Here is a 22,811-nt window from a genome sequence, read left to right as displayed (position 1 = left end):
GAACAAGGGATTCGATGAGGACGGGCTATGCCATCTGTATCTGTAGAGGTTCACCGCAATACTCATGGGATAAAAAGGGATCGTGCATAACCCTGAGGGATAGCCGATAAGCCGACGCCTGCTGTCGACAGGGGCGGCAAGGCCGCTCTGGTCAGATTGATGGGAGAGGATACGCAGAGCCACGAACGTAAGTCCGATGATGGAGCAATAAGATAAGACATGGTCATTACAGGAATGTTGTTGTGACGGGCTGTTGCCAGCGCTCTTGTGCAGATGTGTCGACAGCTGCTTGAAGGATCTGCAGCAAGTCGTTCGATTGGTATGGTTTTGTGAGCCAGGCGAAGGCTCCTCGTGGAATACCCTCAGCAGAAGGGGCAGCCTGAGCTGAGACGATAATGACGGGAGTGCCCGGCCAGAGGATTCGGCTAATTATAAGGAGCTCCGATCCGTTCACTCTGGGCATATCCCAGTCCGTAATCACGGCATCGAAGATCGCTTTGAGCATGTGCTCCAACGCTTCGTGTCCGTCACCGGCCAGACAGACCTCGTACTGGGCTTGTTCGAGCAGTAGTGCTAGCATTGTCCGGCTGCTCTCATGATCTTCTGCAACCAGAACGGTTTTTCTTTGGCCAGCCATAGTGCGCTCCTTGTGGCAGTGCGGTCTGCCATTGCGAACAGTCTGCGGTTGCCCATACGCACGATCCTCAGTCTGTACCCTACACCATAGGAAAGAGAGCCTGGTTCCTTGAAACCGGTTGCGTGGCTGTGCGTAGCACGCTCAGGAGCACGGAGACCTCATATGGTTTGCGAATACAAGCGACCGCTTCATATTGATCTGTGGATTGCGCGAGGTAGTTCAGGTCGCCCGAAAGGAGAATAACGGGAGTGTCAGGCCACGCGAGCCCGCTAAAGGCGGCAAACTCGAGGCCGCTTAATCCCGGTGTGTGACCATCCGAGATGACCGCATCAAAGCGTCGGTTCCCCATCTCATCTAAACCTGCCAGGCCATCGCAGGCCGTTTGTACGGCATATCCTTCGTGTTCCAACTGGGCCCTCAACACCTCTCGGCAACCAGCATCATCGTCAATGACAAGTATTCGCTTTCCATAGCCGTCCATATAGCCTCCTTCTTGCGAGGGTCTCTCTCTGAGTGGGATGTGTCACGTTGTCTCCGCGGTGATGTCGGCCACTTCGCGCCTCCCCGGGAATGCGGCCGCTGGGAGATAGAAGCCCGCCGAGGGGGCGAGCGTGGGGCGTGCGGCGTAGCGCAGAGAGGCTAGAGTTTGGGTAATCCGCTCCTTGTTTCCCCAGTCACTCCATTGCATCTGTCGAATTGGGGATACCAGTAAGTGATCAGGCTGATGCGCAAGTACTGCGGCAGAGAAGTTTAGCGATGGAATGACGCGATAGACCTCGTCTGTGACCGTCTGTTCCGCTCGGGTCCCTATAGAACGTTGCAGTATTTCGAAACAGGCAACGAGCTCGGGTAGCGCACTTCGGAAACACTGTAGGAGTGAGGCTCCTCGAGCCACGATGACCATCGTATTCCACAGCCATCGTTCACGGAGCATCGTTATGGCATCGTGGTACTGAGGCTTTTCGGCGAACTGCTTCACACGGAAGATGGATCCTGCTTCCTCCGATGAAACGGAGACTCCCGGTGCGACCCATCCATACTCCGTTTCAGGATAGGAGGCCTCCGCGGCCAGGAGGATAGGGGAGTCGGAATTCGTGCGTCGGAGGTAGGCCGCGGCATGGCTGACGGCGTGCATGAGGCGTCGGCCTGGCAGAACAAAGTGATCTGAGGGGAAAATGGCGACGAGGGCACGGGGCGCCGATTTTAAAATATGGATGAGTGGGAAAAGGATACCCGGCGCCGTATCCCGGTTCGCCGGCTGAAGCAAGACAGAGCCAGGTGGGGTGTTGCCGAGACTCTGGAACAGGTAGGGGCGATGGTGGGCCGTTCCACTGACAACCAGCTGTTGCGGGGGAATCAATAGCCTCGCTCTTCGCACCGTGCGTTCCAGCATCGTGCGCTTTCCCACGAAGGCGCAAAACTGTTTGGGCGCATCGGTACCGACCTGTTCACGGACGAATTGTTTCAGCCGTACGCCTTCTCCGCCTGCCAGGATGATTCCCCACAGAGACGCTCCGATCGTTGTCATGTTGACCTCCCCGGTAGATAAGCGGTGGATGTGTCTGCTCTGGCTGGCGCGGTGACACATTTAGCGTTGCAAGGGAGGGCAGTCTTCCCGCGATCGTGCTGCGTACTGGCGTGGCCGGAGTTTCTGATTGGGCCATCAGGAGTTGTCATTCGCCTCCAGCAACTTGGTTCAGCGGGGAGGATCGTCCCGGGCATGCTGCGGGGGCGATCTGGTCGTTGTCGCGCGTTGGAAGCGAGCCTGTTGCTCAGAATGGTGGTGTCTTCACAATTTCCGCAATTCAGGCATCGGGCTGTCGGTATGCCACGGTGAAAGTCTTTCTGCGCACTCTCACGAAACATGTCGATCACCATCAATCCCCCGCATCGTTTGCACGACATGCTGTTTCCTCCCTGATATCTCTTGCGCTCCTGTCAGTATCCAGCGGGTGTGTGTGTCCTGCTGGTCGGGTATGAACGAATAGAAACTACAGCAATACGCATACCAACGACGTGTGACCGAACGGTTAATGAGCGGAAACGATGTTCACGCCCAAGAATTAGGCTTACATGAGATCGGGTTAATCGAAAGGACTGGTTGCGACTGAGACAGTCTGTCAGGGCATGTCAAACCCGCACAGGGGGGATGTGCGAATGCGCGCAAGGGGGGGGGTAATCTAACGGGTAATCTAACTTGTTATGCCGGGGTCAGGTGAGATGGGTTCGGACGGGGACGGACTGTGGAACAGTCCGTAACGATCGAGAAAGCGGTACAACGTCCGCCGGCTGATGCCCAGCAAGCGAGCGGCGCGTTCTTTGTTGCCTCCCGTGGCCTCCAACACTTTTAGCACGTGTTCACGCTGAAGGGCGCTCAGCGTTCCGGGAAGGCTGCTGGTGAGATCGCTCCGATGCCCTTCGGCACTGCGCATTTCTGAAGGGAGGTCATCCACCGATAGGACACTGTGGCTGGCCAGCGCGACTGCGCGCTCAATCACGTGCTGCAACTCGCGCACATTTCCTGGCCAGGGGTAGCGGATGAGGGCCTGCATCGCATCGGGCGAGAGCGATGCGGTCGGGGCTTCTTGCTCCCCACTGTTTCGAGCAAGAAAGAACTCGGCGAGGAGAGGAATGTCCTCAGGTCTCTCTCTGAGTGGGGGGAGCGTCAGGGTGACGGTATTCAGCCGATACAGCAGATCTTCCCGAAACCGTCCGGCAGTCACGAGCTGCTGGAGGTTGCGGCGAGAAGCCGCGATCACACGCAAATCCAGCGGGATCGACTCGTTGCTCCCGACCCGCCGGACTTCTCCTTCTTGGATGGCGCGGAGTAACTTGGCTTGACCGGCAGGGGTGAGATCCCCCACTTCATCCAAAAAGAACGTACCCCCGCTGGATTCTTCCAGCAGGCCGCGACGAAACGAATGCGCGCCGGTAAACGATCCTTTGACATGGCCAAACAATTCGCTCTCGATGAGGGTGTCGGGTATGGCGCTGCAATTCACCGCGACGAAGGGGCGTGCCGCACGGGCGCTGTTGTCATGGATCGCGCGCGCGATCAGTTCTTTTCCTGTGCCGCTTTCACCCTGAATGAGTACGGCTGCCCGGCTGCGAGCGAGCTTCCCGACGACCTTAAAGACGTCCACCATCTTGCGGCTTCGCCCGATCATGGAAGCGGCACGAGGGTGCTCAGTGAACGCCTTTTGCAGATGACGATGGTCGCGCACGAGCCGGCAATGGTCAACGGCGCGCTGCGCGACCAGCACCACTTCGTCCAAGTTGAACGGCTTGGTGATGTAATCGAACGCGCCCTGTTTCATCGCCTGAATCGCGGTCTCGACGGACCCGAAGGCCGTGAGGAGGATCACCGGGGTTTCGGGGGACATCGCGCGAAACGCGGTCAGGACGTCGAGGCCCGATACAGAGGCCATCTTGATATCACTGAACACGGCATCGTAGAGCCGTTGTCCTCCTCGCTCGATGGCTTCTTCGCCGCTGCCCGCGAGATCCACACGAAAGTGTGCCTGCCGGAGGGCTTCGGCGAGCATCTCCCGGTTCCGTTGATCGTCATCGACGACGAGAATGACCGGCTCACCTGTCATACGTCCCCCCTTCCTCTCCCGCTCTGTCCAAGTGCGGCAGATCAATGATGAATTGCGTGCCGTGGCCCACGACGCTCTCTACGCCAATGCGTCCTCCAAGCGAGAGGATCACACGCTGACAAATCGCCAATCCCAAGCCGGTTCCGCCGTCCTGCTGCCTGGTTGTGAAGAAAGGCTGGAAAATATGCGGGAGGTGTTCCGGGGCGATCCCGTATCCGCTGTCTCGCAGAGTCAGACGGACTGCGGCCCCCCTCACACCGGCTCCATGAAACAGGGCTGCTTTGGCCGGACCGTCCTCGATGCAGGGGGTTGTGACGATCTCCAGTTCTCCGCCATTCGGCATCGCCTGAATCGCATTCGTGGCCAGATTGAAAATGACCCCGTGGAGGGCCCGGCGATCACCGGCCACGGAGTGAAGCGAGTGAGCCAGGTCGGATTTCCAGGCAATGCGACGGTCGGAGAGCGTTGGGGCGATGAGGCGGTGAACATCGTGGACCACGGCATTGAGATCGACCGGCACCGGTCTGATCTCCATCCGCGTGGAATCAAGAATATGCTGGATGATCGCGATCATCCGTCCGATCTCGGCACGCACGATCGAAATATGCCGGAGCGAATCAGGGGCGGCAATCTCTTTCTGGAGGAGTTGCAGGTGTCCCCCGATGGCATTGAGCGGGTTGCCCAGCTCGTGAGCCATAACCGCGGACAATTCGCCCAGGGCCGCCAATTTCGACGTCCGCTCGGTTTGGATGCGTGCTTCCACAAGCAGCAGATTGGCCCGGTGCAGCTCCTCCTTTGTCTGGGCGACCGTTGCGGTCAACGTGTCGTTGAAACCTTCGATTTCCCCCAGCAGCCGTTCTTTTATGGCAAGCGCTTCGCGGACTCGATCCAGCATGCGGTTGAACTGGCGGGAGAGTTCTTGAATGTCCGCCGGTCCCTTGAGAGGCGCTGTACTCGACAAATCGCCCGATTCCGCTCTTCTCATGGTCCGCAACAGCGCACCAATCGGCCGGTGAATCTTGAAGTGAATGAGCGCAAGAAACACCAGAGAAGTGGTGAGAACCGCGCCGACGCCGATATGCTGGGCGAGCCGGCGTTGCTGCCGAATCAGCCCGTCGTATTTCCAGAGGGAGAAACGGCCGCGAAGTGCTCCGACGACCTGTCCGTTCACAATGATCGGGGCAGTGATCAACCATCCGCGATCGGTTCCTTCGAGGTCAAAGTGTGCGACGGATCGGCCGGCCGCGATCTCGTTCCGCTCGTTCTCGGGCAGTGTCGTCGGCGCAGACGCGGGGTCACTGCTGTAAATGCGGGCCCCGGGATTGGTAGAGACATCAAAGACCGAGAGTCTCCGGATGCCGGGGCGTAGCTCGAAGATGTCTTGAAATGCCTCCTGGACGGCGGCGACGTCGTGAATATCGCCGGACTTACTGATAATCCGGCTCACGGAAGCCGCGGCGCGCAGAAATTCCGCGTGCAGGTTGTTCGCGCCGGCCTGTTCGATGATCTGTGTGTCCAGGACAGAGATGAGGACAATCGCCAGGCCGACCAGCGCGATCCCGGCAATCATGACCCAGCTCAGAATGCCTTCAAACCATCGGGCTCTCATGGCCTGCTCCTCAGGCACGCCCTTCATGATACTCGCGGGAGTCCTGGCGTTGCCAGTGTGCTGTGCCGGCATCAGTGTTCATGTGGCTCCGCCGGGAGCAGCTGGTGCGGCTGATCGAGCCCGGGATTCACGAGAATCGGGAGGTTCAGTTTGTCCGGTAAGAGCACCAGCTTGGAATTCGGGCTGTCATACAACTTGTATCGAAGATAGTCGGCGGTCAGCGTCTTGGTGATCGTTTCCTGGGCTTTCGCCTGGCCGACCGACCTGATGCGCGTTCCTTCGGCTTCACCTTCGGCACGGATTCGAATCGAGTCACCCTCGCCCTTCGCTCTGGTTCTCATGATTTCCGCATCTTTGGCTGCGATCAACAGTTCGAATTCCTTCTGCTCTTTTTCTTGCTCCTTCGCCTGCTTCTGTTCGATGGCGCTCAAGACGATTTGCGGAAAGTCGACGTCGGCCAGCGCCACGCTTTGAATCTGGAGATGGCGCCCCTTGAGCTTCTCCACGACGACGGCCTGAATCTTACTGGCGATCTCGGCGCTCTTTTCAGGCACTGTGACCATGTTGTAGCCGGACACGACACTGCGCACCGCTGCCAGGAATTCCGGCTTCACAATACGGGAATAGAATTCCGTTCCCACTTCATGGGCAAGAAAATACACTTCGTCCGGGATTGGTTTGAGGATGATCGCCGCTTTGACGAGCACCTGCAGGTCATCCGCGCTGAGGGCATCGACGTTCTCGGTATAACTCTGCCACCGGACATCGTACAGGTAGATGTCATTCCAGGCCGCTCTCCAATAAAAGCCGTCCTTGAGAGGTTCTGTGGACAATCCTTCCGAAAAAGGGCGCCACATCAGCCCGCGCTGACCGGGCTGCACGCTGGTACCGGAGCAGGCGCTGTTCAGAAGGATCAGGAGGGTAGTGAGAAGCATCACCGTGTATGGGATGGGGCGAGACATGAGGGACTCCTTCAATCAACAGTGGTGACCGTTATCACGGGTTTGTGGGACGCGCCCGTGGAACAAGCCGTTGTTCGTGACCGGCCAACCCACGATGCAGGTTGGCAAGTCTTTCCTGCTCCTGTGCGGCATCTTCATAGTACCGCTCTAACAAGCGGGCACCCTTGACCCATTCGGAGTTAGTTCCGAACAAGCCTTCATACACGAGAACACGTTGTGCGAATTCTTGGGATTTGAGCCTGAAGAAGGCGGCCTCCCGACTATAATAGGCGGCGATCTTGGTTTGATCGTACGTGGGGTCCGGAGAAGCGAGGTCCAGCGGCACAGCTGTGCGGACACAGCCCACTGCGGCAAATGCCAGCGGCAGGATAAGTACCATGGTCGGGTTACACGTCTGTCCTCTCATCATGATCACGTTCATCGTTTCGTTCAGGACTAGGAGAGGCCGGAAATAGGGGGCCAGTGTTGCCCAGGAAAAGCACTTCATAATCCCAAGGGTGCGCCAAGAGCTCGACATAGTGCTGTTTGCGTAGGTGGGTGATGGCGCTGAACAGCATCTGCCAAGTGTAATCAGGTAGAGCCTTGGCGAGATCGGAGAACATCATACGCGGGCGAGTTTGGCAAAAAGCCAGGATGCGTGGTTCGATCCTTTGTGTGAGATCAGACGACGACAAGGGTTGGTGAGCCATAGTGGGCTTTCCTCAACTGTTTCCTGCATGCGGGCTACATGCAAAGTCGGAAGGCAGGAGCAGCGGGTCTCACGGTGTATGACCACTCTGATGAAGTCAGGGCAGAGTATCAGAGGTGCAATTCTTGATCCATTTTCTTGGCGTGGACGATAATTGTGATGTGCCGGCGAGTTTTTGTAGCCTGGGCGTTCAATCAATTCATCGCGACCACGAAACAACATGACTCGTAAGACTTGCCGCACCGTCTGTTCTCCCATTGAGACAAATGAATCGCACGGTGCGCGGTGTGCGATAACGAGCAGTTGCAAGGTGCAATCGTGCGTCTCTCTCGGTGAGCAGGAAACGGCGTGGTGTCAACCCGTTATTATTGGCATTGTTATTGCTCAACTACTTTTGAATTGGAGTCACTGGAAGAGCGGCAATGTCCGGCAGGCAGTGGAAGGAGGGGCTGCGATAGATGGGAGACCATGACGCGTCATCTATCATCCATCGCGAGATGCGGCAAAGGCCGTGTGTCAATCTGACACGAATGCGTCATTGTGGCACAGAGGCGTGGTTCACATCCCGTTCTTACATGGGTAGGACTCATAACGTCAGATCCTTGAATGGGGAGGCGTCACCGTGGCTGAACCGGGGTCGGATTTACCGATGTTCCTCGTCCCCCATATCCTGCTGGTGGAAGATAGCCCCGGAGAAGCGGAGTTGTTTTGCCAAGCCCTTCAATTGAATTGGGATGGACGCAATCCCCGAGGCCGTATGTTGTGCCCCAGGATCGACCTCGTACAGAGTGGGCAGGGCGCGCTGGGCTTGTTACGGGAGCAAGCCGAGATGAATCCGCCCGCCTTGCCAGCATTCGTTGTGCTGGATCTCGATCTTCCCGGCGGGAGCGGTGTGATGTTGCTCCGTGAACTTCGACAGGACACGCGTTTCAGCGATCTGCCGGTTATCGGTCTCCTCTGGGCTGAAGACGAGGCCCTAATGCGCTCACTGGATGGCCTTGGTCTCCTGGCCCATGAAGTAAAGCCGGTCTTCTTCGCCGACCTGCTCACCTTGGTTGGTCGGTTCTGCCACCATTTCTATCCAATCACTCCAAGGCTGGAGTTCAGCGGAGGGGAACGGGGACCACACCCGTGACCCTGCTCCTTCCGGGCTTTCGGCTGGTATTCGTTCAAGATCTGCCCCCAATAAGTGGGCTGGTCGTTCATTTTGTTGTGCAGCCTCCATCGATCTTTGGCTATTGGGAAGCCCTGCCACCCCCTTCAATCCCATGGGTCGGCCGGGAGCGAACGCAAGGTCCTAATCACGATGGAAGACGGGCCGCTGCTATATGTGGTAGAAGAAACGCGGGTGTTTCGACAACACCAGGCCAAGTAGTAACACGACACCAACATTCTGCTACGGGTCCTTGTGAACGGATGATCTAGGAAGGGTATCGCAAGGTATGGTTCGTGCCGCGCTTAAAAATCCTTTCGCCGTTATCGCCATCAGCCTCATCGTCATCATTGTCGGCGTCGTGTCCTACCAGAAGATGGTCGTGGACATCTTCCCGGAGATCAACATGCCGGTCGTGGCTGTCGCCACGTTTTACAAAGGCATGGGGCCGTCGGAGGTGGAGGGCGCCATCACGTTGCGACTGGAGCAAGCCTTTCTTCAGGCCTCCTATATCGATCACATCGAGTCCCGTTCCTTGCCCGGTGTCAGTCTCATCAAGATCTATTTCCATTCCTCCTATGACGTGAACGCGGGGCTGGCCGAAATTACGAGCCTGACCTATGCGAATCTCCGTTTTCTGCCTCAAGGCATCTTTCCCCCGATTATCATCAAGTTCGGGGCGGCGAGTCTGCCCATCGCGCTGCAGACGACTGCCAGCGAAACGATGACGGAGAAGGAGGTGCGTGATCTCGCATACTTTAATATCCGGCCGCAGCTCGGCAATGTGCCGGGCGTCGCGTTCCCGACCACGTTCGGAGGAACGGTCCGCCAAGTCACGGTGTTTCTCGATCCTGAGCGCATGCTGGCTCGCAGCATTTCCACGCACGAGATTGTGAATGCGGTGAACATGCAGAGCGTCCTTCTCCCGGCCGGCGACGTCAAAATCGGCGACTTCGATTACAACGTGTATACGAACAGCATGATCAAGGTCGTAGATCAGATGAACGACATCCCGCTTAAGGTCGTGAACGGGGTGCCGGTATACCTGCGAGACGTCGGAAAAGCTGTCGACTCGACAATGATTCAGACCAACGTGGTGAGGATCAATGGTAATCGGGCCGTCTATCTTCCCATTCTGAAGCAGGCTGGAGCTAACACCATCGCGGTCGTCGATGGCATAAAGGACGCGCTCACGAAGCTGATCGGCATTCCCAAGGAACTGTCGGTCAAGTTGCTCTTCGATCAGTCACTCTATATCCGGCAGGCAATCCATACGCTGGAACATGAAGGTCTTCTGGGAGGGGGACTTGCCTGTCTGATGGTCCTGCTGTTTCTCGGCAGTCTGCGTTATACGCTGATCATCGCCATGGCGATTCCTTTGTCCGTCACATCAGCCTTCATCGGGCTGTACTTCACCGGTCATTCGGTCAACATCATGACACTGGGGGGACTTGCATTGGCGGTTGGCCGGCTCGTGGATGACGCGATTGTGGTCGTGGAAAACACCCACCGGCACATGGACATGGGCAAGTCGGCGAAGGACGCGGCCGGCGATGCCGTCACCGAAGTCGCACTTCCGATGCTGGTGATCACCATCACCGTGTTTCTCGTCTTTCTACCGATCGCCTTTTTCACCGGGATTATCAAATTCCTGTTTGTGCCGCTGGCCCTCACCGTCGCCTACGCGATGATGGCGTCCTATGTGGTGGCGCTCACCGTCGCTCCCGTCTCAATCGCCTGGCTCTTCCGGAAGGGAGGGCATGGTGTACCAGGGCATCCGGCACCGCCTCAAAGCGGGCTTGTCGCCTGGTGGAATCGGATCAATCTCTTCGATCCATTTGTCGAGCGGTACATTGTTGCGCTGCGCTGGTGTCTCGGCCACAAGGTTGTCGTGATCATTACGGTCACCGCTATCTTCGTCGGCTCTCTGTTTATGGCGCCACGGCTGGCAACAGAGTTTTTCCCAAAGGTGGACGCAGGTTCCTTTATCTTGAACGTCTCAGCACCGGAAGGCACGAGAATCGAGAAAACAGAGGCAATTGTTGCCAAAATCGAAGGCCTGGTTCGAGAGGCCATACCCGCCGCGGAACTGGATCAGGTCGTCTCGAATATCGGCCTGCCGCAGGGATGGATGGTGCTTTACACGCCGGTGAATGGTCCGCATCAGGCCTATGTGCTCGTGAGCTTGACGCGTGACCATGAGATGCATACCGATGACATTATCGGGAAGTTGCGCCAGACTCTTCATCGGGAATTTCCGGGGCTGAAGTTCTCCTTCCAGACCGGGGGGATCGTCAGCGATGTGATCAATTCCGGGCTGCCTGCACCAATCGATATTAAAGTAAGCGGTCCCAAGATGGGAGATCTTGCGGCGACGGCCAACAAGATCCGGGACCTTGTGGCAGAGATTCACGGGACTGCAGATGTCCAGGTTCGACAGGGGATGGACTATCCAGAGATTCATCTCGATATCAATCGAGACAAAGCCTCGTATGTCGGGTTGAATGAGTATCAGATCGTGACGGACTTGGTCACGGGGTTGTCTTCAAACGTCACATTGAACCCGGGCTATTGGATTGATCCCCGGACCAATAACGCCTATTTTGTTGTGACCCAATTCCCCGAGCAGATCCTGCTGGAGTTCGAAGATTTTCTGAACATGCCTCTTGTGGGAACGCACGTGGAGCAGCCGATGTCGGTCAGTACGGGAGGCAGCACGCTCAGGGGCAGTTCATTGGTGCTCGGGCAGACCCCCTTTCCTGAACGGCCCCGCTTACCCGGTGTGACAGCGACCGGGGGAAGCCCTGTCCTGCTGCGAGATCTGGTGGATGTCGTACGAAAAGTCGGCCCCGAGACCGTCGATCACTTCAACCTCCAACGGACGATGGACGTGCTCGTCAGTGTGCCAGGCAACGATCTAGGCCGCGTAGCGGGACAAATCGAACAGGCTGTCGGGAAACTCGACATCCCGAAGGATGTGGTGGTGAGTTTCAAAGGGGAAGTCGACAGCATGAGAGCTGCGATATCGGGTTTCGCAGGGACCCTGCCGCTGGCGATGGTGCTAATCTATTTGGTGATGGTCGGGCTGTTTCGGTCATGGCTCGACCCCTTTGTCGTCATGTTTGCGGTCCCGCTGGGGTTTATCGGTGTCATCTGGATGCTGCTGGTGACGCATACTTCGCTCAATGTGGAATCGTTGATCGGTACTCTGATGATGATCGGGATAGTCGTGTCCAACAGCGTGTTGCTGGTGGACTTCGCCAACAACAGGCTGCGCGAGGGCATGCCGATCGAGGAGGCCGTGGTGGAGGCGGGGCGACTCCGTATCAGGCCCATCATCATGACGTCGCTGGCCACCGTCATCGGACTGGCCCCGATGGCGCTTGGCATCGGGGAGGGGAGCGAGAGCAACATGCCGCTTGCCCGCGCCGTGATCGGAGGTCTGACGGTATCGACGACCATGACGCTGCTCTTTATTCCGGTTCTGCACGCACTTGCTCGTCGGCGATCAGCCACCAGCCCGGCTGAAACTGAAGGAGCGGTTCACTGAGCAGAGGAGTCGTGGGCCTGTCGCCTACGTTCGTTGAGGGAGTGTCCTGAGGGGATATGAGACATACATCACGCCTCAAAATCGTTCTGATGGTTGCAACAGGACTCTTCCTCCTTGCGGCGGTCTTGATGATCATCCAGGGCCAGCAACCGACGGTGTCAGCACCCGAGACAACCCAGGAGGCAGGCCAGGCGCCTGAAGGTGTTTCTCGGGTCCAAGTATTGAAAGTGCAGCGGCGCGACATTCGCCAGACCTTGACGCTTCCGGCGAACATTTCTCCCTGGTATCAAGCGACGCTGTACGGGAAGGTCTCCGGCTACGTGAAATGGATCGGAGTCGACAAAGGTGATGTCGTCCAGAAAGGCCAACTGCTGGCAGTGATGGATGCACCCGAGATCGAAGATCAATACAAACAGGCCGACGCTGATTACCAGATCAAGAAAGTGACGTATGAGCGGTACTTGAGCGTCTGGCAGGATAATCACGACATGATCGCCAAGCAGGATGTCGATGTGGCCAAAGCCGCGGCTGAATCCGCCAAGCATCAGCGAGACAGTCGCCGGACCTTGTTGGATTACACCAAGGTCTATGCGCCATTTTCAGGGGTGATTACGGCTCGGTTTGCCGATCCTGGCGCGCTCATCCAGGCCGCGACCGGGTCAGCGACTCAAGCGGCGCCGCTTTTTACGATCATGGATATGGACAGCGTCCGGATCTATGTGAATGCCCCGCAGGAAGCTGCACGGCTGGCCAGACCAGGACTTCCCGTGACGGTCACCGCACGTGAATGGTCTGAGGAATTAGCGGCTTCGATCACTCGGACCACCGAAGCCTTGGATCCCTCCACCAGAACATTGTTGGTCGAAATCGATGTGCCCAATAAAGACCATCGGCTCCAGCCCGGGATGTTCATCAACGTGTCGCTCCATCTGCAGCAGCATCCGAACGCGCTGGCCATTCCTCCCGCCGCGATCGCTCCGAGCAAAAACGGACAGGAAAAAGCGGTGTTTGTGGTCGATGCCGGCAAAGCCAAACGTGTCCCTATTAAAACGGGCATTGATGACGGTCTTTGGGTCGAGGTCGTGGACGGTTTGACCGGCGAGGAGGAAGTCGTCGTCGTTGGCAAGAGCGGGTTGACTGATGGCCAAGCGGTGCAATCGTCTGATTACAACCTTCCAAACGGAAAAGCAGCCAGGCAGAAAATGTAATGTGCCGACTCGGAAAGGGCGCGGTTCAGAAACTTTCCTGATGCGAGCAGTTATGCACACGTTACTCACGAGAATCATCGTCCTGGCACTCGTTGTGGGCAGTCCTCATCTTGGGGTCGCTCAGGCAGGAGCACAGTCGTCACAGGCGAAACCAACGGTCTCTCGTGCTGTGGAGAAACCTGCAAGCTCTCTGCTGACGCTCACTGAAGCCATCAGAACCGGCCTTGCCAACCACCCCTTGCTCGAGCGTTCGCGCTATAGCGCGCTCATTGCCAAGGCTCTGACCCGTCAAACTCAGGGCGAGCGATATCCCTGGCTGGAAGCTTCTATCGCGGGAAGCAGTGGTTCTTTACGAATTATTACCACTGACGGCAAAACGATTCATGATCGCGGCGGACATGGACTCGATCCTGGCGGCGCCCTTCCAAAGCATAACCAGAACATGCTGACCGGTGGGTTCCTGCTCAATCAATTGATCTCAGATTTCGGTTATACCGCTCACCGCATTCTTGCGACCGAAGCCAATGAAGCAGCCAGCGATAAAGAGATTTTGACGAATAAAGCCTTCGTCATCCTCAACGTCCAACGAGCCTACCTCAACACTTTGCTTCAGCAGAGTCTGGTGACGATCGCAACCGAGACGGTCAAGCAGCGGCAAGCCGTCCGTGATCAGGTGCAGGCGCTCTACAAACATCAACTCAAATCGAAAGTCGATTTGGACTTGGTGCTGGTGGAAGTCGCGAACGCCGAGCTCTCGCTGATTAAAGCGAAGAATGATCTCAAACAGTCGTTTGCAACGTTGAATAATGCGATGGGGAGCGATGGGCAGGACCAGTATGAACTGGAACCGATTCGTATTCAGGTGACTCCCAGCGAATCTGTCGAAACCTTGGTCACCACAGGGCTCAACGACCGGCCCGAGTTACTCGGCAATCGAGACCGTCTGGTTGCCAGCGAAGAGCTGCTCCGGGCAGTCAAGGCGTTGAATTATGGTTCCCTTACTGCGGTGGGCTCAGTTGGCATCACGCAATACGGCGATGTGCATGATGCCGGCATTCCTTCCGATGCTGTGGCCCCATTTTGGGGGTTTGGCATCACGATTAAGTTTCCTCTGTTCACAGGATTCCGGATTCAGAGTCAGATCAAGGAAGCCGGCCATCGCAAAGGAGAAACGGACGAAGAGCTCCAGGCCCTCGCCAACGAAATCATCTTGCAGATTGTCCGGGCCTATCTCACGCGAACTACAAATGCCGAACAAATCGCACTCGAGCAGGAGCGAGTGACCTTTTCGAAAGAAGCGTTGCTGCTGGCGCAGGAGCGCTACCGCCTCGGTTTGAGCCCGATCGTGGAGGTCGTGCGCGCGACGGCGGTGTTGTTCGAGTCGGAATCTCGCTTGGCGGAATCCCGGTATATCTACAAAATCAGTGAGTCAGTCGTCTCCTATGCCACAGGACAAGAGTATAAACGCTTTTAGCTGCTTGGCGTCTCTGCTGGTTTTTATTGCTTGCAGTGGGACAACCTCGCTTGCCGCAGAGACGAGATCCTCCAGCCCGCTCCCGGCGAATGGCGCCCCGCTGACTTGGGAGCGGGCCATACAGTTGGCAATCGAGAAACAACCGCTCATCAAAGTGGCGGAACATGAGGCCCTGGAATCCCAGGCCCTGGTCAAGCAGATCGAATCAGCCAATTATCCGCAGGTGACCGGCATTTACTCAAGTTCCGGAGGCAACACCAGGGTCCTGGCCAACCTCGGGATATCAGGCTCCCTGCCAAAACCTACCAACTATCTCACGACTCCGGGTATTCGCGTAGACCTGCTGATTACGGACTTCGGGCAGACGGCGCATCGCATTCTCTCTCAGAAATCGCTCGCAGCCTCCGCCGAACAAGCCGTGATGACGGCCAAAGCGCTCACCATCCTGAATGTGGAGCAGGCCTATCTCAACTGTCTGAAGCAGCAACGACTCGTGGACATCGCGCGCGAGGTGATGAACGAACGCGAACTCATCCGTCAGCAGACAGAGGCGTTTTACCGACGGGACTTGCGATCCAAGTTGGATCTGGATTTTGCATCAGTCGAAGCCAATCGGGCAGAGGTGGTGCTGATCAAGGCCCAAAATAATCTGGTGTTGGCATTTTCTGCACTGAATACCGCGATGGGCTTTCAGGGGCGGGGGGACTATCTGTTGGACCAGCCGGTCCGTCCGGCGACGCCAAATGTCAGTCCTGAAACATTGGTCCAGGAAGCGCTGAATCAGCGACCGGAATTACTCGGAAGCAAAGATCGGATCCAGGCGGCGGAGGAAGCGCTGCAGGCAGCCAGGGCCCTTCGCTTCGGGTCGGTGACCGGGATCGGCACCGCGGGCTATACCTGGTGGGGCCGAGAGGAGAACCCCGCCGGAAATGGAGTCGTCAATCCGGGCGCCCAACTGGGGTGGTATGGGCTCGGTGTGACCAGCGCCGTTCCCCTCTATACAGGAGGCCGTATCGAAGGCCAAATCGAGGAGGCCGATGCGCGGAGGGGCGAGACCCAAGCCGCCACGCGATCAATCGCGAACGATATCGTGCTGCAAGTCGCGCAAGCCTATCTCGGCCGGCTGACTGCCGAACAACAAATCAAGGTATCGGAGGAGAAGGTCGCGCATGCACGTGAAGCATTGACGCTCGCACGCGAGCGATACAAGGCCGGCCTGGGCTCTATTCTCGATGTGACCACCGCGACGACCGATCTGTTGAGCGCCGAGGTCGGCCTCGCTGAAGCGCTGTACGACTTTCGAGCCAGCGAAGCCGCCCTCGCCTATGCGACCGGAGCCGAATATGCACGGTACTGAATCTCCACGAGGACAGATCGTACGCCAGCTCACTGTAAGTGTCTTGTACGCCTCGATCGTTCTTCCCGTGTTCGGCGGACCCTGTTGGTCAGCTGACCGTGCGTCTGAGGGACCCCCGCCGCCGCTCGTGCGCCCGCCATCGCCGGATGTCCCTCAATCGAAAGGCGCGTTTCTCGGCTACGAGTCCGCGATCCGGATCGGCCTTGAACATCATCCGCTGCTACGCCGCTCAAAGGAGACGGCGCTTGCCGCGGAGGCGGTCACGGATCAGGCTGAGTCTCGCTACTATCCGGAGTTGAATGCCTATGCGATTCAGACAGGAGGAACCGTTCGTCCGCTCAGCGCGTTCAACGTGGGTGGCGCGCAGAACAAGCCCACCTCCTATGTGGAAAGCGCGGGATTCCGAGCGGACCAGTTGATTTACGATTTTGGTCAAACCGCGCACAAAGTGCTGGCGGAGCGGGCCGGCCAGGAGGCCGCGCAAAAGGATATCCAGACACACAAGGCGACGGTCATTCTGAAGGTTCAGCAAGCCTACATCCACTGCTTGCGCCAAAAGCGGTTTATCGAAATTGCAGAAGAAACCGTGCGGGAGCGGGGCGTCCTGCGTGATCAAATCGCGATTTTGTATAAGCGGAACTTGAAGTCCAAATTGGACCTCGATTTCATATCGGTCGAGCTCAAGAACGCCGAGATTCAGTTGTTGCAAGCCAAGAACGAACTCCGTGCCGCGTTCGCAGGACTGAATCACGCCATGGGCGTCCGCGGTTCGGAGGACTACACCTTGCAGGACCTTCCCGCCGCCGAAGCCTCATTGAGCACACTGGAGACATTGATCACCCAGGCGCTGGAGGACCGTCCGGAACTGCTCGGCACGGCTGATCGGATCAAACAGGCGGATGAACGGCTCAGCTCCGCCCAGGCGGTCAACCTTCCGACCATTGTCGCCCAAGGCATGTCCGGCGTCATCCACTTCAGTGATGCCCCGCTGAACCAATATGCCGGTGCACAGCCCGGGCAGACCAATCTCTGGTGGGGAGCGGGAGCCATAGTCTCCGTGCCCATATTTACCGGGTTTCTAATCGAAAACCGTGTTGCTGAAGCGCGGCAACAAAAATACAAGGCTGAACAAAGAAAGGTCGATCTGGCGAACAGAATTGCGCTGGAAGTGACGGATGCGTACCTAAGCCTGCAAACGGCCCGGCAACAGCTCATCGTGGAGGAGAAGGAAGTGGAGTCAGCGCGAAGCGCGCTGACCTTGGCCAAGGATCGATATCGGCTTGGGCTGGCGTCAATCATCGACGTTACGACAGCGACGACAGCGTTGTTGGTCGCGGAGGTGCGCCTTGCCGAGACGCGGTATGCGGTGCAAGCCGGTTCTACCGTCGTCGCCTATGCCACGGGTCAGGCGTACCAACGCTATTGATGTACCTATAATGGGCGGCTGTCTGGCAATAGGTCGACGAGTGGTTACTCCAGCGCAACGATGCGGGGACAATTTGAAGCCGACAGGGGAACGGTGGCGGGCTTTTTGTCTTACCAAGATGAGTTCCAAGCAAGTGTTCGCCGCCTGCCAAGTCGTTGGGGGGGATGAGATGGGCGCCAAGATTACGCGGCGGATCGCCCCGCAGCGAAAACCCGGTCTCCATCGACAGCGGAATTTTACAATGGTAATGACTCCGGAGACGCGCACCGGCGCCAGTTCGCTGACGTGTACCGAGCAATCCGAAGCAATAGATACGTCGGTTGTATAAACGGCATCGGCAGTGTATCGATCAAATGGGGCGGAGCATGTGGTTTCCGATCAACCGGCGTGCACTGAGGATCAAACCGTTCTGCCCTGAAGGGTATGCCTAACTGTTATGGCGAATGTACTGGAGAAAGACTGACGTGTCTCAGAAGCTGGTTGCACGGCGACCGAGCTTAGTTAAGCTGGACCTTGAAGTTTATATTCGATATTAATTGAATGCCGATCACTTTTCTGGCGGGTCAATTCAGCCTCTCCGGGAGAAATGGACCGGTCGAGGATTAAACGAGTCAAACCGGTATGAGTTGCACTGGCGGTGGCCCAAGCGCTGGGTCGAGCCGTTTATATTCCGATCGCACAGCCGAAACCGGAAATACGACCAAGCCCTCATTCCGATAACCTGCTAAATTCCATTCATAGACAGGCTCCTTGAGGATCCGCTTTTTTTGATCTAGAGTACTGTTCCGGGATGTGTCTGCAGAACAATTATTTCCAGGGGGAGGGCTTCTTTGGCATTCTCTTTACTTCCAAAGAGTAGAGAGAGGACTTCCTCTGACAAAAAGGGCAAATATTGAGATCAGAACCGACACGAAATCCATGAGTTTACATAATCAACCTTATCAGACGTTAATAGAATTTAGAACCTATGAGCTTTGAACTGCTTGGCCGCGTCCAAAAGGAATTTTCGATTACCAGCCACGCCCTCTATGAGACCGTTCTGGCAATCTCGGAGCGTGTGAATCGCAAGGTGCAAATCATGCGGCTTCACTGGCAGGCTACCACTCTTCTTGCCCGCATCGACGAAGTCACCAACACGTTGGGCCAGCAGATTGCGGCATCAGTTGCGCCTCGATCCCCTGACCCCGGGGTGGCGGACAGCGCCCTGACGGATCTCGACACGTCGGTCAGCCGGTCTCACCAGCGCGTGCAGGAGCTCAAACGCGAGCTGCTCGGTATCGATGCCGAGATCCGTCAGCTTAAACTGGAAACGATCCATGACGACTTGCTGCGCCTTCAGCAAGACTTGAGTATGCGATCCGCCGGCATCGAACGTGTCACCATCCTGCGTGGAGCCGCGGCGGTCGGCCGCAAAATCAGCGACGTGCCGCGTTCTTCGTCGATTCATGTCGCCACGGTGATGCGCGGACCGTTTCTGCTGGCTCCTGATAAAGATCTGGTATTCCGCACCGGGGATATCGTGGTCTTGCTCGGTGGGCAGACCGAACTCGATCCTCTGACCAACTGGTTTACCAGCCACCGCCGCACGAAGGCCATGGCGCCTCAATCCGCCTAGGCAGTAGTCGCCATGACTCTTCTTCCGGTACAATAAACCCATGGTGAATACGCTTAGGCTTCTCACAGCATTAGTCGTGTTGTGGAGTCTCCCCTTCTCCGTCTCGGCCGAAACCGGAAGCGGTGCCGCCCTGACAGACTCGCCGGGTATCCGCATGCTGGAAGAGATTCAGACGGTCATTACCGATTTGGCCGAACATGCCAAGCCGTCGGTCGTCAATCTGTTTCCGATTCCCGGAGGCGGACGGCCGCGTGACTCCGGAGCCGATCGTTCCCCCAATACTTCCGGCTCCGGTTCCGGGCTGATCGTGGACAGCGAGGGCTACATCGTCACGAACAACCATGTGGTGGGCGACGCGACGGAAGTCGAAGTGCGGTTGTCGGACAAGACCAAGCTGATCGCCCAGGTCATCGGCAAAGATCCGGATACGGATCTCGCAGTCCTCAAGGTGACCGCCGACCGGCCGCTGCCCAGCGCGCGTTTTGGCGATTCGAGTACGGTCCGCGTGGGCCAATGGGTGCTCGCCGTCGGGAATCCGTTCGGGCTCGATCGCACCGTCACACTTGGAGTCGTCAGCGGCATCGGCCGCGAGAACATCAATCTGTCGCGCTATGAAAACTTTATCCAAACCGACGCGTCGATCAATCCGGGTAACTCCGGCGGTCCCCTCTTCAATCTCCGCGGCGAAGTCATCGGGATTAATACGGCGATCATCAACTTCGCTCAAGGCATCGGCTTCGCCATTCCCTCGAACATGGCCAAGCAGGTGATTCAACAGCTCACTTCGCGCGGCAAAGTCGTCCGCGGGTGGCTCGGCGTCGGCATTCAGCCGCTGACGCCGGAACTGGCAAAGAAATTCGGCGTGAATGAAGGCGAAGGGGTGCTGGTCAATGAAGTATTCGAGAAGGATCCGGCCGCGGAAGCCGGCATCAAGCCGGGCGATATTATCCTGACCATCGATGGAAATGTCGTGGACTCTCCCAACAAGCTGTCGCGCTTAATCGGGGTCTTGCCACCAGGCGCCACCGCCAGGATTGAAGTCGTGCGCGACCTGAAACATCTGGTCCTCGCGGTCCCTTTAAGTGAACGGCGGGACAGCCCCGTCGTCGCCTCGCTTCCTCAGTCACGGACGGAGGTCAAGCTCGGGCTGGATCTGCAGGATTTGACCGCCGGCCTGGCCGAGAAATTCAAGCTCCGGGAAACACGCGGCGTGCTGATCACCAGGGTGGACGCCGGCAGCCTGGCCCATGCCGAAGGTCTCCGCGAGGGCGATCTGATCAAGGAAGTGAACCGGGCCGACGTGGCAAGCGTCGGCGAATTCACCTCGGCTATTTCAAAAGTCCGGCGCGGTGACACGGTGTTGCTCCGTGTTCTCCGGGAAAACCGCGCGTTCTACGTGGTCCTCAAATCCTCGGACTGATCGCTCGCGCTAATGGGCCGCGGCCAGCTGCTTCTCGGCCTTATGCGCCTCGATGATTTTCCCTGCTAACCCGCCGGGCACTTCCTCATACCCGGACAATTCCATGACGTAGCTGCCCCGCCCTCCGGTCATGGCGTTCAGGACCGACGCGTACGTGAGCAGTTCGGCCAGCGGCACCTGCGCCTTGATTTGCTCCGCATGATCGTCGGCGGTCACGGTCAGAATGCGTCCCCGCCGCGCGTTCAGATCTCCCATGACCGTCCCCACCGTATCCGCCGGGACGTCGATATCCAGGCGCATCATCGGCTCCAGTAAAACGGGATGCGCCGACTCCAGGGCTTTCTTGAACGCCATCGACCCGGCGATTTTGAAGGACAGCTCCGAAGAATCCACCGGGTGATGGGATCCGTCGTAGACGGCTACTTCGACGTCGACGACCGGAAACCCCGTCATACCGCCGGCCTGCATCGCCTCCACGACGCCCTTCTCCACGGCGGGAATGAAATTCCTCGGAATCGCCCCGCCAACGACCCGGTTCTCGAATCGGAATCCCTCGCCGCGGCCGAGCGGAGCCAGTTCGAGCCAGCAGTCTCCGTATTGACCATGCCCGCCGGTCTGCTTCTTATATTTCCCCTGGGCCTCGGCCTTGGTCCGGATCGATTCGCGATAGGGCACCTTCGGGGCATGGAGGATCACATCCACGCCAAATTTTCTGTGCAGCTTCTCCAACGCCAGATCAATGTGGAGTTGTCCCATTCCGCTCAACACCAGCTCTTTCGTTTCGGTGTTGCGGACGTATTCCAGCGTGGGATCTTCCTCGATGAGCTTATGAAGGCCGAGGCTGACCTTGTCGATTTCCGCGTGGGACTTGGGCTCGATTGCGAACGACAGCACGGGGCGGGGCAGATTCAAGCCGGGATAACAGATCGGATCCTGTTCCTGGCACAAGGTGTCGCCGGTCTGCGTATCCTTCAATTTTCCGATCGCAATGATGTCCCCTGCTTGTGCCGACGGAACGGCGGTATGGTGTTTCCCCAACACGGTATAAAAGTGACCCAGTTTTTCACGGACATGCCTGGTCGCATTGAGCGCCATGGCATCGGCCTGAATCGTGCCGGACAAGATCCGGCAGTAGGAAAGCCTTCCGACAAACGGATCGATCAGCGTCTTGAATACATGGGCCGAAAACGGCTCCGTGATCAGACCGCGACGCTCCACGGTCGTTCGGTTATCAGGATTCGTGCCTTTCAGGGGTGATGCCGAGAGCCGCTCTGCCGGCGAGGGGAGAAGGAATTGAATCGCCTGCAGCAACGGGCTGATGCCCACATGGTGAAGGGCGGAGCCTCCGAGTACCGGCATCACCTGTCGCGCCAGCACGGCTTGGCGCAAACCGGCGATCAATTCCTCTTTTCCCAGATCGGTTGAAGCCAGGTAGGACTCGAGCAACCGTTCATTCGTCTCCGCGACGGCTTCCAATAACTGCGTTCTTGCGTTGCTGGCCGCCGGGCGCAATGACTCCGGAATTGGTCTTCGCTCCACTTTCGGCGATGCAGGACCTGAGTAGATCGCGACTCCCTCCAGCAAGTCGATCACTCCGTCAATTTCAGGTCCCGCCTGTGTAGGCAGTACCAGGGGAACGGGGTTGCAGTTCAGTTGCGCGCGATACGTATTCACGGTGTCTAGAAAGGAAGCGCCCGGCCTATCCAACCCGTTGACAAACGCCAGACAGGGAAGTCCAAGCTCTGTGACGCGCGACCAGGCCCGTGCCAGTTCCGTCCGCACGCCCTCCTCGCCGTTCAGGACCAGGATGACGGCATCACTGGCTCGTAACGCGGCAAGGATGTCTCCCATGAGACTGAGTGCCCCGGGAGGATCAAGGAGGTTGATGCCGACGGGAGGGACTACGCAGTGCAACAGGCTGGTGCTCAGTGAACTCCGATGGCGCTGTTCTTCCGGTTCAAAATCGGATGTCGTGGTGCCGTGAGAAACTGATCCGAGAACGGGAATCGCGCCGGCGGCAAACAGAAGGGCTTCGCTGAGAGACGTTTTCCCTGCTCCGAGGTTTGAGACCAGCGCGACATTTCTGACGGACTCGATGCGAGTGTCTTCCATG

17 protein-coding genes are annotated in these 22,811 nt (G+C 57.6%); 8 read left to right on the top strand and 9 right to left on the bottom strand.

Annotation, left to right across the window (positions count from 1 at the left end):
• Positions 1-226: 226 nt before the first annotated feature.
• The 8 genes from ACO9S2_RS14885 to ACO9S2_RS14850 form a co-directional block, all read right to left on the bottom strand.
• Entirely contained in the window at positions 227-637 is a 411-nt protein-coding gene (locus ACO9S2_RS14885; protein ID WP_423723168.1) for a response regulator, read from the bottom strand.
• Positions 638-716: 79 nt separating this feature from the next.
• On the bottom strand, positions 717-1,118 hold the full coding sequence (locus ACO9S2_RS14880) for a response regulator (RefSeq protein ID WP_423723167.1): 402 nt from the start codon (positions 1,116-1,118) through the stop codon (positions 717-719).
• 42 nt (positions 1,119-1,160) lie between these two features.
• Entirely contained in the window at positions 1,161-2,165 is a 1,005-nt protein-coding gene (locus tag ACO9S2_RS14875) for a sugar phosphate nucleotidyltransferase (RefSeq protein ID WP_423723166.1), read from the bottom strand.
• 664 nt (positions 2,166-2,829) lie between these two features.
• Positions 2,830-4,236, bottom strand: a complete 1,407-nt coding sequence (locus tag ACO9S2_RS14870) for a sigma-54-dependent transcriptional regulator (protein ID WP_423723165.1) — start codon at positions 4,234-4,236, stop codon at positions 2,830-2,832.
• Complete coding sequence (locus ACO9S2_RS14865; RefSeq protein WP_423723164.1) at positions 4,226-5,845, bottom strand: ATP-binding protein; 1,620 nt, start codon at positions 5,843-5,845, stop codon at positions 4,226-4,228. Before ACO9S2_RS14865 ends, ACO9S2_RS14870 begins: the two co-directional genes overlap by 11 nt.
• A gap of 71 nt (positions 5,846-5,916) precedes the next feature.
• Positions 5,917-6,807: a prohibitin family protein gene (locus ACO9S2_RS14860; RefSeq protein WP_423723163.1), complete on the bottom strand. Its 891-nt coding sequence runs from the start codon at positions 6,805-6,807 to the stop codon at positions 5,917-5,919.
• Positions 6,808-6,841: 34 nt separating this feature from the next.
• Positions 6,842-7,216: a hypothetical protein gene (locus ACO9S2_RS14855; RefSeq protein ID WP_423723162.1), complete on the bottom strand. Its 375-nt coding sequence runs from the start codon at positions 7,214-7,216 to the stop codon at positions 6,842-6,844.
• On the bottom strand, positions 7,194-7,496 hold the full coding sequence (locus ACO9S2_RS14850; protein ID WP_423723161.1) for a hypothetical protein: 303 nt from the start codon (positions 7,494-7,496) through the stop codon (positions 7,194-7,196). The genes ACO9S2_RS14855 and ACO9S2_RS14850 overlap by 23 nt, the downstream gene beginning before the upstream one ends.
• Before the next feature lie 621 nt (positions 7,497-8,117).
• Between ACO9S2_RS14850 and ACO9S2_RS14845 the strand changes: the two genes are divergently transcribed.
• The 8 genes from ACO9S2_RS14845 (at position 8,118) to ACO9S2_RS14810 (ending at position 20,698) form a co-directional block, all read left to right on the top strand.
• Positions 8,118-8,630: a hypothetical protein gene (locus ACO9S2_RS14845; RefSeq protein WP_423723160.1), complete on the top strand. Its 513-nt coding sequence runs from the start codon at positions 8,118-8,120 to the stop codon at positions 8,628-8,630.
• A 307-nt stretch (positions 8,631-8,937) separates the two neighbouring features.
• Positions 8,938-12,198 (top strand): efflux RND transporter permease subunit, encoded by a 3,261-nt coding sequence (locus ACO9S2_RS14840; protein WP_423723159.1) that lies wholly within the window; start codon positions 8,938-8,940, stop codon positions 12,196-12,198.
• A gap of 56 nt (positions 12,199-12,254) precedes the next feature.
• Positions 12,255-13,406 (top strand): efflux RND transporter periplasmic adaptor subunit, encoded by a 1,152-nt coding sequence (locus ACO9S2_RS14835; RefSeq protein WP_423723158.1) that lies wholly within the window; start codon positions 12,255-12,257, stop codon positions 13,404-13,406.
• Positions 13,339-14,880 carry a TolC family protein gene (locus tag ACO9S2_RS14830; protein WP_423723157.1) on the top strand — a complete coding sequence of 514 codons (1,542 nt, stop codon included), beginning with the start codon at positions 13,339-13,341 and terminating at the stop codon, positions 14,878-14,880. The genes ACO9S2_RS14835 and ACO9S2_RS14830 overlap by 68 nt, the downstream gene beginning before the upstream one ends.
• Positions 14,849-16,237 carry a TolC family protein gene (locus ACO9S2_RS14825; protein ID WP_423723156.1) on the top strand — a complete coding sequence of 463 codons (1,389 nt, stop codon included), beginning with the start codon at positions 14,849-14,851 and terminating at the stop codon, positions 16,235-16,237. Before ACO9S2_RS14830 ends, ACO9S2_RS14825 begins: the two co-directional genes overlap by 32 nt.
• A complete protein-coding gene (locus ACO9S2_RS14820) occupies positions 16,224-17,663 on the top strand; it encodes a TolC family protein (protein WP_423723155.1) in 1,440 nt (479 codons plus the stop codon). Before ACO9S2_RS14825 ends, ACO9S2_RS14820 begins: the two co-directional genes overlap by 14 nt.
• A 967-nt stretch (positions 17,664-18,630) precedes the next feature.
• Entirely contained in the window at positions 18,631-19,278 is a 648-nt protein-coding gene (locus ACO9S2_RS14815) for a TrkA C-terminal domain-containing protein (RefSeq protein WP_423723154.1), read from the top strand.
• Between the two features lie 40 nt (positions 19,279-19,318).
• Positions 19,319-20,698, top strand: coding sequence for a Do family serine endopeptidase (locus tag ACO9S2_RS14810; protein WP_423723153.1), 1,380 nt, complete (start codon positions 19,319-19,321; stop codon positions 20,696-20,698).
• Between the two features lie 9 nt (positions 20,699-20,707).
• On the opposite strand, the gene fusA is transcribed toward ACO9S2_RS14810, so the two are convergent.
• Positions 20,708-22,810, bottom strand: coding sequence for an elongation factor G (fusA, locus tag ACO9S2_RS14805; RefSeq protein WP_423723152.1), 2,103 nt, complete (start codon positions 22,808-22,810; stop codon positions 20,708-20,710).
• Position 22,811: the final 1 nt, after the last annotated feature.

This window comes from Nitrospira sp. NS4, from assembly GCF_049546785.1.
Taxonomy (GTDB): Bacteria; Nitrospirota; Nitrospiria; order Nitrospirales; family Nitrospiraceae; genus Nitrospira_D.
Note: the sequence above shows the minus strand (reverse complement) of the source record. Positions and strands in the feature narration are given on the sequence as shown.